General features: G+C 60.0%; 7 protein-coding genes. 3 read left to right on the top strand and 4 right to left on the bottom strand.

What is annotated here, in order from left to right; all coding sequences use genetic code 11:
• Positions 1-21: 21 nt before the first annotated feature.
• The 3 genes from ABIN98_RS23045 to ABIN98_RS23055 are packed head-to-tail and all read left to right on the top strand — an operon-like array spanning position 22 to position 7,309.
• The gene (locus ABIN98_RS23045; protein WP_346913540.1) at positions 22-2,472 is read left to right on the top strand and encodes a hypothetical protein; all 2,451 of its coding nucleotides are present in this window, start codon (positions 22-24) and stop codon (positions 2,470-2,472) included.
• On the top strand, positions 2,469-4,013 hold the full coding sequence (locus ABIN98_RS23050) for a hypothetical protein (RefSeq protein WP_346913542.1): 1,545 nt from the start codon (positions 2,469-2,471) through the stop codon (positions 4,011-4,013). Before ABIN98_RS23045 ends, ABIN98_RS23050 begins: the two co-directional genes overlap by 4 nt.
• Positions 4,013-7,309: a glycosyltransferase gene (locus ABIN98_RS23055; RefSeq protein WP_346913544.1), complete on the top strand. Its 3,297-nt coding sequence runs from the start codon at positions 4,013-4,015 to the stop codon at positions 7,307-7,309. The genes ABIN98_RS23050 and ABIN98_RS23055 overlap by 1 nt, the downstream gene beginning before the upstream one ends.
• On the opposite strand, the gene ABIN98_RS23060 is transcribed toward ABIN98_RS23055, so the two are convergent.
• The 4 genes from ABIN98_RS23060 to ABIN98_RS23075 all read right to left on the bottom strand — a co-directional run bounded on the left by ABIN98_RS23060 (position 7,299) and on the right by ABIN98_RS23075 (position 13,886).
• A complete protein-coding gene (locus ABIN98_RS23060) occupies positions 7,299-7,865 on the bottom strand; it encodes a hypothetical protein (protein ID WP_346913546.1) in 567 nt (188 codons plus the stop codon). The two genes, ABIN98_RS23055 and ABIN98_RS23060, sit on opposite strands and share 11 nt — an antisense overlap.
• 19 nt (positions 7,866-7,884) lie before the next feature.
• Positions 7,885-9,807, bottom strand: a complete 1,923-nt coding sequence (locus tag ABIN98_RS23065) for a hypothetical protein (RefSeq protein WP_346913548.1) — start codon at positions 9,805-9,807, stop codon at positions 7,885-7,887.
• On the bottom strand, positions 9,804-12,281 hold the full coding sequence (locus ABIN98_RS23070) for a glycosyltransferase (RefSeq protein WP_346913550.1): 2,478 nt from the start codon (positions 12,279-12,281) through the stop codon (positions 9,804-9,806). Before ABIN98_RS23070 ends, ABIN98_RS23065 begins: the two co-directional genes overlap by 4 nt.
• 450 nt (positions 12,282-12,731) lie before the next feature.
• On the bottom strand, positions 12,732-13,886 hold the full coding sequence (locus ABIN98_RS23075; protein WP_346913552.1) for a YeeE/YedE family protein: 1,155 nt from the start codon (positions 13,884-13,886) through the stop codon (positions 12,732-12,734).
• Positions 13,887-13,993: the final 107 nt, after the last annotated feature.

Consider the following 13,993-nt stretch of genomic DNA (forward strand, 5'->3'; position numbering starts at 1 on the left):
CCCGACGTTCGCCGCAGTAAAATGGATCCGCTGATCCATTACCTGAAGTATGGTCATCTCGAAGGACGGGACCCCGGGCCGAAATTCAGCACGAAAGCCTATTATTTCCTGCATGAAGACGTCAAAAATGCGGGCCAGATTGCCTTGGTGCATTACGAGCAGCACGGCCGCAAGGAAGGGCGTCTCATCTTCAGTTCGGAGGAAGGAAAAAGGATCCTTTCCACAGAGTCCGGACGGAAAATGCTGGCAGCCGGCAAGCGCTTTGGTAAGGGCTTTTCCAAAAAGCATGCGATGAACCGGCGGAAAGAGCCGGCGACCGGGGGGATCATTCCCGTCTCCTTTCCCCTGGTCCGGCCCGTTTCCAATGCGTGGGGAGGAAGATCGGTCTTCAGTCCTACGTCCAAACCCGGCCAGATCGAACTGGGCGGCGCGTTCATCGGAGCAATCGGTCAGGCTGCCGATGCGGACCCGTCCGCACTCAATGGACCGCTGACTGCATTCTGCGCGTTGATGGGTCGGGATGCGGCGGCCAGCTTCCGGTTTACGGCTGTCGATGCCAACGCTGAGGCCTGGAACCTGACGGGTCCGTTCGCCGGCGCATGTGATGCATTTCTCTTTCCCGCATTCGCTGGCAAGACTGACGTTTCGGTTCTGGACCTTTGGCATGTCTCGGATATGCACCTGCGTCTGCGCCTGGAGGGCGCGGCCCCGGGGAGAGACCCCGCATCGGCGCCGGTCATCCGTCTGTTTCAAGCAGATCCGCTCAGGCTGGACCGCCTGTCCCTTCTGGCTGAGCGCCCCATCCTGGAGAACGGCCCGGTCGTGCTGGACGTACCGCTGACAAATCCGTTCTTACCCATGCTGGTCTGCGTAAATTCGGCCAGCGGCGAGCTGCAGGCCCTGTCGCTGCTGCCATTTCCGTCCCTTTGCAGGGGAGGGGCCCACTACGGCGAGCTTCTGGCCACATGCGAAGCCCGGTCCGACATGGATAACCTCGCCGATCTGTCTGGCCGGTATCTCACCGCCCGGCTCGGTCAGCCTGCACCGCAATGGACCATCGACCGGATCTGCGTTCAAACCGGAAATGCCCTCGGGTCCGAGCGGATCTTCCGGCCGGACATCCGGCTGTGGGCGGCGGTCTGCTTTAATCTTCCGATCATGCCGGCAGGCGATCCGGCGAGCGATGCGGGAACCGGCGAGACAGAACTGATCCAGTCTCTTCTGGAATGGCCGCAATCCTACGCGCCCCTGTCGACGGAATTCCGTGCCAAGGGGTCGCCCGGTGCCGATGGATGCCTGACCCTGGCGGCGGACTGTATTCCGTCGATCGGGATCATGGTCGCCGGTGACGGGCGCGAAAGCCTGGTCAACCGCCCGATGGCCCTGGCGGTGACCGACGCACCGACAGCCGTTCCGGCATGGTCATTAACCCGCGGTCCGGCCAATCCGTCCCTTAAATCCGGCTCCCTCTCCTCCAGCCATTTTCCGTCGCTCGGGCCGATTGATGCCACGGCTTCCAAGACGAATGGCTCGGCCATCTCCGAAACGGGAGGTGCGCTTTGCATGGCCGTTCGGTTCGCGAACCTGTCACATCCGGACGAAGTCCAGCTGCTGATGCCCTTTTCTCCGGAAACAAGCCTACCGGGCGCGGGTTCCGAGACCCGACCACGCGTGTCGGTTTTCATTGCCTGCTCGGGGAAGGAAACCGCCCTCAGGGCCGCCCTGCAGGCTCTTTTTCTCCAGGATGGGATCGACATCTGCGATGTTGTGCTCTCCGTCCCCGAAGACGACGAACAAGCCCGGCAGATCGCGGCAACCGTCAGCGAGATGGAAGCGCCCTGCTCCCTTCGGGTATCGCACCGGCCCGAGACGAGCGGTCCCGGCGATGCCCTGATATCCGCTGCCGCCGACATGACCGGCGACCAGATTCTCGCCATGAGCGACGCCGTGGTTCTTCACGATCCACGGACCCTGTCCCTTCTGGCTGGCATGATCGCCGAACAGGTTGCGGCATCGGCCAGTTGCATGCTCGTCGAACAGGTCAAGGTCGAAAAGAAGGTCGAACGGCCGGAAGTCCGCTCCTATGGATATTTTCTCAACCAACCGATCACGGACCGATCAGCACCGATCAGCGTCTGGGAACCTGGTTGCCAGGGTCTTTTCCTCCGGGAGGACTATCCGGTGTTTGCCAATCATGGAGATCTGTTCCTGACCGAAAAGGCGACCCTCGCCGAACTGGACGGGGCCTCTCCCGCTTTGGTCAGCCTTTCGGACGTGGCTCTCAAGATCGGTAGCCTTGCCTATGGAAAAGGTCTGCAGCAGATCGGAACCTCGGTTGTCAGCGCGGGTGTGACAAAGGGCGTTCTGCCGCCGGTTGACCGGACACCGTTCGAGGTTCTCCCAGGCCTGGCACCCTCGGAGAGTGCCCAGTTCCATCCGAATGATATCGTCATAAGAATGCTGGACACATGAATGTCTGCATCCTTGTCGGCTCATCGGAACAACTGAAAAACGCCGGTGTTCGCATTCGCTACGAGCGGCTGAAGTCCGTCTTCGAAGTCGCGGGTCATAGCCTGGACATCGTCCCCATTTCGAAATTCTCGCGGCATGACCATTTTCGGCATGACATCTACATCTTCAGCAAATGCTACGATGCCGTGTCTCTCGTGATTGCACATCGTTTGCGCGCGTCCGGTATCCCATTCGGCGTCGATTTATTCGACGACTGGTTTTCCCACACCACAGACAGCCGGTTCACCAGATACCGGTCCTGGCTCGGCCATTTTCTGAAACTGGCAAATTTCGTTATCGCTGCCTCGGGTCATATCCGCGGAGTCATTGACGGCTTTGGGAGCACACTTCCCTTTCATGTGGTGAACGACCCCTTCAATCCCGATTTCTCACCGGCCAGGCTGATCGAGACTTTGAACCGAAAGCAGGATGAGGTCGTACGGACGGGCCGGATCCGGGTCCTGTGGTTCGGGATCGGCGACAACCCGCATTTTCCGGTGGGCCTGCAGGATCTTGTCGCATTCAGCGATATGCTGGCGGAAATGCGCAACCGTGGTCTGGAGATCCGGCTCGACATCCTGACGAACCGCAGGGCGATGACGCCTGAACGCCTCGCAATGCTGAAGCGGCTACCGGTGGCTTATGAACTGTCGAAGTGGAGCGTGCAGCTTGAACGGGACATGCTGAACGGGAGTACTGCCAGTTTCCTTCCGGTCAATTATCAGGCCTTCAGCACCAACAAATCACTGAACAGAGCCGTGACGGCCCTGTGTGCCGGATCGCAGGTCCTGTCGGCCGGATATCCGCTCTACGACCGCCTCGCCCCTTTCGTCTATCGCAATGCCCAAACCTTTCTGAGCGATGCGAAGTCCAGCTCCCTGGCGCTCAGGGAAACCACCGTACCCGCGTTTTCGCGCCTGCTGGCCGATGTCGCCTCACCCGCCGTGGAAGGCAAAAATCTCGTCGCATTCCTGGACCGGATCAAACCCGGCGTACCCGACGAAGAAACCATCGACATGACGCGACCGCTCGCAGCGGTTATTCATGGCAGCGTTTCCTCGTGGCGGGTTCATCGACTGGCCAAAAGACTGTCGGTTTTGTCGGTCGCAAGCCCCTATTGTGCCCTGCCTCTGGACTGGGACGTGTCTTTCAGCATTGCCACCGGGGGAAAAGGTCCTGATATTCTGTTGTCGGGACGATGCATGAAGCTGCTTGGCGCAGATGTGGCCAAAAACTTTATTCCGGTAAAAGGCGGCTTTTTCGGGACGCGGTACAGTTTGAGGCTCGCGCAGCTTCTGCCTGATTTTAGCCCCTGCAACTGGGCTCAACCTGACCTGGGGTCCCCCCTTGCCTTCATAACGACGCAGCCATCCACCATTCGGGCCGTCATAAGGGCCATTCAGGCCTTGTTTCCCGGCCTGCCCTGCGTCTATTCAGAAAAATCCAGGCTACCACTTGTCCATAATTTCGATGACCGCCTGTCCACGGGAGTAGCAGCTTAATGTCCGAACGCCATGCGGTATTTCTGGTAAACCTTCTTCAGGACGTGAATATCATCCGTCCTCTCGTTTTCATGACCGCGCGCGATCTTGGAATGAAGACCGTCATACTGGTCATCAGGAAATTCCATGTTCGCGACAGGACGGGAGGCTGGGGCCAGGAACTGTCTGAGATTTGCGAAGCGACCGGCGCAGTCACGATCGAAATCGAAGATGCTGCGGGTGCGATTTCGCATCTTGAAGGCAAATCGGGCGTTCTCATTGCCGCAAGCGAATCCAACCTCAAGGCACACAAACCGACCCACGACATTTTCCTGAATGCCCCGGCCTCGTTCCTGAAGGTCAACCTGCAGCACGGATATGAATCGGTCGGCCTTCTGCAGAGCCGCGATCATGACCGCGCCCATGGGCAAAAGGTGGCGTTCGGGGCGGATATCGTGTGTTCCTGGAGCCCGCCTTCGGTTTTGAAATCTCTTCTGCCGTCGCAACTATCGAAGATTTATGTCACCGGGCCGTCGACCATTCTTCAGATGACGCCTCCCCGCAACCTGGCGTCGGATCGCATCGAACGCGGAATCGTCTGCGAGAACCTGCATTCCGTCAGATTGAATGTCTCCGGTGACTTCAAGCTCGACTTCATGACCGTGTTTTCCGAATTCTGCAGCCACCTCGGAACCGACGGGCGCAAGGTCACGCTCAGGCCCCACCCAGGCGGCCAGTACGTGCTGAAGCAGAATGTCGAGCTGCCCGGCAACGTGACGATCAACAACAACCCGATCTACAAGGTCGACCTGCCTCGTTACTCCTACGGCATCTCCGCGCCCTCCTCCGTCATCATCGACATGGTTCTGGCCGGCATCCCGACCGCCGTGTGGAGCGATGCAGGCAGCGTGATGGATGCGGACAACTATGAGGGCCTGACCCACATATCGACGATAGAGGACTGGCTCGATTTCAGCCGGGAAGCCGTCGCCCATCCGATGCGTTTCATCAGCGCCCAGGAAAAGTTTCTTGAAAAGCTGAGAATGCCGACGGATCCGATGGTTGTCTATGAACGCTTCGCGAAGCTGTTCGATCCGTCGGTCGAGATCGCCGCCCCCTTGAAAAGCGGCATCCGGGCGAAGGAACGGGTGCTGTTCGTCGAAGACAGCCTCGATTCGCATCTTCATTCCGCATTCCTCGATCCGTTGGAAAAGCTGGAAGCGCCGTCCGAACTCGAGATCGATGTCCTGCATGAAAAACATATGATCGCCAGCCTGGCGGAAACATCGGTTCAAAATTACCTCGACACGCGAATGAGCCGCTTCGATCCGACGTCGATTGTCCTCAGTCAGTACCGCGGCCCGCAACTCGCCTTCATCGTGGATTGGGCACGGGACCGGAAAATTCCGGTTGTCCAGTATGCGACTGATCGGCTTTTCAATGTTCCGCCCAAGGCGCCGAACCGCGAATACCGGCACCTCGGCCGCTCGAAGCGGCTGGCAAACGTGAAATTTGCGCTCGACAACGCGGATCTCGTCTACTGCTCCACACCGCGGATGCAAGACCGCATCGCACAGCTCGGCAACAGCGCACAATTGAACCATGGCACGATAACCTGCTCGGGGGAGATAGCGGTGCCCGCAGAGCCGGGACCGGTCACCCGGGTCGGCTATATCTGCAGCGGCTACCAGTACGATTTCGATGTGATCGTTCCGGCCGTCTGCGCGCTTCTGCGGGAAAACCCGGGGATCGGCTTCGACTACATGGGCGAACTGCCCCTGCCCGAACCGCTGGCGGAATTCGGCGATCGTGTCCGCACGGTTCCCGTCTCTCCTTCTTACGGGAATTTCCTCAAGGACCTGGCTGGACTGAGATGGGACATCGGTTTGTGTCCGCTTGCCGAATCGGACGTCAGTTACGGCAAATCGAATGACCTCTGGGTCCAGTTGACCGCATGCGGCGCCGCGGTGATCGCAACCCGGCACACAGCCTATGAACAGTGCTGTGCCGACGGATGTGGTGTTCTTGTCGGCACCCCGGACGAATGGCCTGCCGCACTCAAGGCACTGGCATCAGATCCGCAGGCGCGCTTCGACTGCACGCGCAAGGCCCAGGAACGGCTGTCGCGCGACTACACGCCCGCGGCCCATCGCGCCCAGATCTTCGACATGCTGGAGCAGGCACGGACCACTCGCACAAGGAAGCTGGACGCCCTCCTGGACGGGCAGCGCATCCTTTATATCGCGAACGGGTTCATCCCGACCTTGCAGCTGAGTTTCATCAAACCGCTCGCGCCGATTATCGAGACAGGCCGGACCCAAATGGAGATCCTCACGGAGAAGTCGATTTCCGACGACGGAACGAAGCCGGCCAGCAGCGACAGCAACCGTCCCCTTATCCAAAAGAAGCTGGAGAGCTTCGACCCCACGATTATCGTTTTCTGCCGGTACAGCGGACCGCACCTGGATTTGTTCCTCGACTGGGCCAACGAAAAGGAAATTCCGGTTCTCTACCAGGTCGATGACGATCTGCTCAACGTGCCGGAGAACCTCGGGCAGAAGAAATTCCGCTATCACAACGCCCCGGAACGGATCGCGACGGTCAAGGCGCTCCTGAACCGCTCCGACCTGATTTATGCGTCCAACACCCGCCTCAAGGACCGGATCACCACCCAGGGTGCCAAGGCACAGATCAAGGCCGGCGAGATCTATTGTTCGGCCAAGGTGCTCTCGCCCGCAGTCGAAAGACCTGTGCGCAAGGTCGGCTACATGGCCAGCGCCGACCATTCTCATAATCTCGTTCCGGTCCTCCCGGCGATTGTCCGTTACCTGCGCGCAAATCCGGACGTGCAGTTCGAATTCTTCGGCTCGATCCCGATCCCGCCAGAACTTGCAGAATTCAAGTCGCGGGTGAGCAGCGCGCCTCCGATCGTCAACTACAACGAGTTCCTGGAGGAGTTTTCCAAATACGAATGGGATATCGGGATCTGTCCGCTCACTCCGATCATGTTCAACCTGATGAAGGCCAATACGAAGTGGGTGGAATACACCGCCGTCGGCGCCGCCGTGGTTGCCAGCCGGGGGACCGTTTATGATGACTGCTGTTCCGACGGTTGCGGCATTCTGGCCGCGACGGAGGACGACTGGTTCAACGCGCTGCAATCCCTGACGGCCGATCCCAGGGCCCGTTTCGAACAGGTCACGCGGGCGCAGGAAAAATTGACCGAGAAGTATTCGACCGATGCCCTGAAGGATCAGGTGCTGCGGATCTTCGAGAAGACGATGGAACTCAGGGCCACGCGGAAACCTAAGAGATAAGTGCAACCTCTCCCGGCTCTAGCGATAGGCATTGGGTCAGGGCATCTGTTTCGAACGCATGGGCTGCGCCGCAAAGGTAGAGCTCACGTGCGTTCTCCATCGTCTCCAGGCAGGCCGGTGCCCCGGTCTCAAGCCGCAAGGCGTATCCACCGCCGCGGGAGCGCACCATTTCGACCGGGAGGCCCTTCCAGTCCCGGGCGAGGGCTCGGTGGATGTCATCGTCCGGCCCTGCCGCTTGGAGATAGTAAATTTCCTCGAATTTCTGTTCGGACGCGGATCTGTGCAGGCCGTAGACCGCATAGCCATCGCGCATGTAGGCCTCGCGGGCATCCTCGGAGCGAACAGAGAGGGCGCTGTTATAAAGCCGCAGGAGGTCGGCGGGATAGGAGCCTTCGGTGTTCAAGGGCTTGACGATCTTCTGGCCGTCGAATTTCCCGTTGGTGTAAAGATATTTCTTCGTCCCCTTCGGCGCCTTGACGTCTTTCAGATAGTCGAATGCGATCTGCGCCTCGGCCTGGAAAAACCCGCTCATGATCAATGCTGAAGTCTTTGCCACTGCGGCACTCCGGTTTCCGTCAGACGAAGGGGCGGGTTTCGAATTCGCGCAGCATGCGCCAGGCGGTCCCATCGCCCAGTTCCGCCATCGAGTACTGGTTATAGGCCAGGTGTTGAAGCCACGGCGTTCGATCCGGATAGACCGGGTTTTCGATCAGGCTGAAGTCGGTCTGGCCGACGGGCGCCGCCGCACTCGTTTCTGAAACAAAGACCGGAACTCCGGCGATGGCGGCCTCGATCGCGATGTTGGAGGAATGGGTCACCAGGGCGAAGGACCGGCGGAAGGCGTCCTCGATCGGCTCGACGGTCTCGCCCGGCTGCGGTTTGACCCGGACCACGATTTCCCTGTCCGTATGGGCCTTCAGAGTGGCCAGTGTCGTCTCCAGCCAGTCATGGCAGCCATGGGCGTTCATGAAATAGTCGGTCGGTGGGCACACCAGGATGACGGACCCGTCGCGATTCCAGGGCTGGGTCTCGATATCCAGGGCCGCCAATCTGTCGGGCGGGCATTCCCTGATCGGACCCGCCTCGTAGCCGTTTCGGGTGATCCGGTAGTTCACACCATGACCGCGGCTGAAATAGGCATGGTCGATGTAGAAGAAATACTGGTTGTTGTCCTTGGCGTATTGCACGACGGTGTCGCTGCCGCGCAGGACACCCCAGACAATGGGTACGCCGGGACGGTATCCGGTTTCGTCTTCCGCATACCGCAGCTCACAGCCGATGCCCTTGGCGAAATTCCGGATCATCGCATTGCCGCCGCCACCGCGGTTCAGGTAACAGGTCACCATGTGAGCCTGAAGATCCTGCGGCGGGACATGCAGATGAAAACGGGAAACGCGGACCTCCTGTTCGGTCCGCAACACGGCCTGACCCGCGACGCCTACCGTTCCGATCGCCCGCAAGGGCATGACGATCCTTAAACCACCGGCCTGGTCCGCTATTGCCAGATCCTGCCGGAAAGAAAGTTGCAGGTCATCGGGCTGGCGGGTGTCGCCAGTACTGATATCGAGAACTCCTTGCTCCCCTGCATTCCCCAGCGGCAGGAGCTTGTCGTCGAGCTCACGTAAATGCGTTTCGTTCTCTTCCGTCGCCACCGGCACGTCACGGGCGCCTTCCCATTCGACCGATCCCGCTTCGAATGCCTCGAAGGCCTCGCTGTAGATCGCCTTGTCGGCAGAAGACAGAGAGGCCTTTCCGACGAAGGGAAGGATCATCGCATCTGGATCGTTGAGAACCCGACTGACATGCTCGGTCGCGAGGTCATCGGATGACGGGGTTTTCGACCCGAACAGGCGTGCCAACCGGCCAAACAACGTTCGAACGGGTGTTCTGCCAAGATCCGGGGACGGAAGACCGCCACCGCCTGCCTGCCCAAACCTGCTTTCATCCACAGCCGCTCGGGAACGGGGCAAGATCCCCATCCATGCCTTCGCGCGGCAGACACCGGCCCCGGTATCGTCGAAACGGTCATCACCCTCGCCGGAGAGAACTGCATTGAGGGCCGCAATGAAGCCCGGCGCCAGAACCGAAAGCCTCGGAACCAGGCACAAAACCGCTTCCGTCTCCAATCCGTCCACGCCCGGTTTCAGGTCCTTTTCCAGAACCGGCGTCACCACCTGATGGAGGTCTTGTCTTTCCGCATTGGCCTGAAAACACTCCAGGGAGGCTTCAGTCGGCAGTGCAACGATCACCGACAGCTCCGGCAGTGCCAGTTGGAGGATCTGACCCAGGGCAGGTGTGGCGGCGATGTCCTCGAACACCGCCATCGGGCAGATCAGATAAACCCGGTCTTTCGGCACCGCCTGCAGATCCCCCTCACCTCCCGTCTGCGAGAGCCAGGAGCCGATCGCACGCCGGTTCTTCTCAAGCAGGTCCGGGAGTTGATCGGCCAGTAAGCGGCGCGTCTTGATGTCCCGTATCAGGTCGCGATTGGAATTCACTCTGCCAGTCCCAGAATTCTTGCGGCGAAATTGTCCCAGGAATAGTCGACGACCGTCTCGCGCACGTCCGTCTTGAGATCGAAAGCCGCTTCGATCAGCTTTGCGACGTCGGGTCCGTTTGCATCGATGTCGAACAGATAGCCGTTTTCGCCATGGCGGATGAGATCGGGCGCAAAGCCGGTCCGGCTCGCCACCGGCACCACGTTGGCCATCATCGCCTCGAGAAGCGGAATGGGCCCCCCCTCCAGAGTCGAGGCCGACAACAGCACATCGAACTTGGCGTACCAGGACGGGTAATCGGCGTAGGGAGCGGTGACATACTGGAAGTTCGGAGCCTTTTTCATCTCCTCGAACCCGGAATATTCCTCCCAGTTCCGGCCGATCAGAATGAAAGTCCAGTCCGGCTGGGTCCTGACCAGCTCAAGAAGCAGGTCCGGGTTCTTGCGGTCGTAGTAGGACGAGGAAATGCCGACGGTCTTGCCCGTTCGCGCATGGGGCAGGAACAGCTTCGGATCCGCGCCGCCCAGAACGACGCAGCCTTTCTCCGGCTTCAAGCCCCGCTCGAGCCACAGATCCAGATGCTGGGAACAGGCGAAGATCACCCTGGTCGCCTTGTTGAAGGCCTCCACGAGCTCCGCGATTTCTTCCGGGCTGTCTTCCCTTGGATGGGTGAACCAGACGAAATTGCGGGCACCGCCGATCTGTTTGGCATTCTTTCGTGTGTGCTTCAGGTACAGCGAATAATGCGAATAGAAGTAGTTTTCCGCGTCGGGCAGCTTGGACGGATTGTAGGCGACATGCCAGCTGTCCGGCTGCCGGGAGCCGATTTCCCGGCAGATCGCATCGAGGATCCAGCCCTTGGTATTCTGGTGGGTGACGAAAACCCACTTCGTCTTGCCGGTCTCGTTCAGCCGTTCGGGAAACGGCCTCAGTGCCGCGCAATAGTCCTTCAGCGTGGTGACGGCCACGCCTTCCCGCCGGCCCTCCTTGGTAAAGTCCTTGACGAGTTTCGACTTTTCTTCCGGCAGGACCACCAGTTTGACCTTGGCCATACGGGACGCGACGCCCTTGTCCATTTCGCTGGTCGCGACGACCGACGGGATGATGCGGTGCCGGATGAAACAGTCCAGCAGAGCGGGCGCCTTCTGGAAGACCTGGCTGTCGACGATAAACTCCGCGGCCTCATCGGCGGCGAGAATCCTGTCGAGAACATCGGGGCTCAATATGCCCAGGGACTGTTCCCTCAGAATGAACAGCGTCGCGCCGGTCTTCGGCTTCAGTTCCCGTGTGGCGAGAACGTCGGCAACCAGAATGTCGCGCCATTTCGCGGCGACGACCGGCGCAGAATATTCCGCCGCGACCGCTTGGTATTTGAGAAGGTCCTGCCGGCTGTTTTCCGCTCCCTCGTCACCGAGGTACCGGCGCAGACCGGCCTCGAAGTCATCGAGGACGACGAAGTCCGACAGCTCGGCCATGGCGCCGTTGGAGCTTGCGACGACCGGGACCCCGGAGGCCAGGGCCTGCAAGGCGCGGTTCGACGATTTGACCATCGAGAACCTGTCATCGCCATTGGTCAGCAGAGCGACATCGACCTGTCCCATGGCTTCCGCCATGGCCTCCACGGACCACTCGAGATAGGACGAGGGAACATCGAGCTGGCCGATGACCGCATCAAAAACCGTGCGGTTGTTGCTGACGACCACCAGTTCCAGCGGAACATCCTTCTGCACGGCCCTGAGGGCAGGCACCGCGTTCAACAGGCTGACGATGCCGAACGTGCCGTGATTTGAGCCGTAGTTGCCGAACCACAGGATCTTCTTGCGCACCGGACCGGATGCGGCAACCGCTTCCACAGGGGCAGCCTTAACGGCGACCGCTGGCGTTGACGGCTGCTTTTCCTGTTGTTTGCCGGCGAGGAAGAAAAACGACTTCAGCTTCGCGGCGGCGGAAGGGCGCGCTTCGGGTTGTGGAGGCTGAGACTGTTCTTGAGGCGGTGGCGGAAGCGGGCGTGGCGGGGCCTTGCCCGGCTTTGGCGGCGGCTGTTTGACCTTCGCCGCGCTGGAGTTGCGAAAATACTCCGTGACCGACCGCACGGTCTCCTGGGTTTCCGCGATATCCTTGAGGATGTGGATCGGAACCGATTTGGTCGAATAGCCGTCGAGATACTCCTGGATCCGGTCGACCATGGCCGGACCCGTGGTGATGATACCGCTCAGATAGGGTGCGATCGAACCGAACAGGGCAAGTTGCCAGGGGCCGGGCCTTGCCTTGTAGCCGGGTGCGAGAAAGTCGTCGCATACATCGAAATAGACGGCCTTGCGCCGGCGGAAGGACTCCGAGACCATATAGACGACCGAGACATCGATCCTCTTGACGACGATCAGGGCATCGAGACTGTCGAGCTCTTTCAGAACTTCGGTTTCGTCCAGATAGAAGGCGTTCTCGATGGAAAGGTCTTCCAGGGCCTGCGCCATATAGAAGCATCGATATCGCGCTGAAGCGGAATGAATATCAGTAGATTTTAAATACCATCCGATTTTGAGCTTGGTGTCTTGCTTCATTTCTCTGCTGTCTTAATCGGTTTCGGCAAACCGTTCGGGCCTGAAATGGGCGACCTGAACAGGAGATGGATCATACCGCTTGCTGACTTTCCAGGAGGGAATATCGACAGTCCTCGCGAATGGGCTCTCCATTCTACATAATGAGATTTGAAGACAATGTCGCGTCATTTTGCGCCCTCATTCACCATGAATGAGGAGGCACTATGAATGACGGGGCACCATGTATGACGGGGCCGCGGACACACAAGCGAAAGACCTGCCGATCGCATGGCAATCCGGAGGCCGTCAGGTGCAGGTTCTGATTTTAGGGTCAGCCGCCGAAACCGGCGGGATTCGGTCCTAACCCGGCAGGGTTGTCCACCGTCAGCCCATTCCGAGCTTCAGGCGCAGCCGGACGCCGACAAGGCTGCCGAGAAAGCCGAACAGCAGCCACAGCCAGCCATGGAGAGAACCGGAAGCCAGACCGCCAAGATAGGCCCCGATATTGCAGCCGTAGGCCAGGCGTGCGCCGTAGCCCATGAGCAGGCCTCCGACGATGGCCGTCAGGAGATCGCGCCTGGACAATTGCCAGACAGGCATGAACTTGCCGGCCAGGGCCGCCGCCGCCATGGCGCCCAGGATGACGCCGAAATTCATCACCGAGGTCATGTCGGTCAGGACGGAGCTTTCCAGGGCGCCTTGCTGCCAGGACCAGTAGGGCCAGGTTTCCACCGGGATGCCGATGGCCTGGAACACCTTCGCTCCCCACAGGGCGAAACCGGACGTGATCCCCCAGGGACGGCCGACCACGAGGAAGGTCAAGATGCAGACCAGGGCCAACAAGAGCGCGCCTGTCATCGGAGACCAGGGGCCGGTCAGCAGGGATTCCGTCTTGCGGGCCGGGAGAATCTTGCCGTGTGCCTTCCGCTCGATGCGGAGCGTCAACAGGGCGATCAGCCCGAGGACCGCGGCCGTGATCGCAAAGGCACCGATCGGGCCAAAGTCCTGCACGAGGGAATAGGACGGCAGTTTCGGCAACTTGCCCCATAGATGCATGTGGGCCGTCGCCAGGACGGAGCCCAGAACAAAGGTCGCAAGCGTCACCATCATCCGCGTCGAGCCGCCGCCAGCCGTAAACAGGGTGCCAGAGGCACAGCCACCGCCGACCTGCATTCCAAGCCCGAACATGAAGGCGCCGATCGCCGCAGCATAGCCGAAAGGAAAGACGAACCCACCGGTCGGCAGACCGAAGTCCTTGCCCCAGGCGATCAGAGGGAAGGAAACCGCGGAGACCAGCAGGATCAGCACGAACTGCGCCCGAAGCCCGGTGCCGCGCCGTTCGGTCACGAGATGGCGCCAGGCCGCGGTGAAGCCGAAGCTGGCATGGTAGAGCGCAAGCCCGGCCAGGCCGCCGATCAAGGTCGCCATTGCGTGCTTTGGCCCGGCAGCCAGAAACGCGCCGTAACTGACCAATGCCAGGGCGCTCAAGGCAACGAACAGAACCGTCCTTTGGGACGAGGATACGGAGAGAGTCTGCATATCAGACCACCTAGGCTTTTCCGCTTCGCGCGACAAGAAATGCCATTCTCCCGCGCGAGGGATTTGCAGCATGATTTTCTAATGAGACTGAATAACGTCTCCCGCGC

Origin of the sequence: uncultured Roseibium sp., from assembly GCF_963675095.2 — a bacterium.
Taxonomy (GTDB): Bacteria; Pseudomonadota; Alphaproteobacteria; order Rhizobiales; family Stappiaceae; genus Roseibium.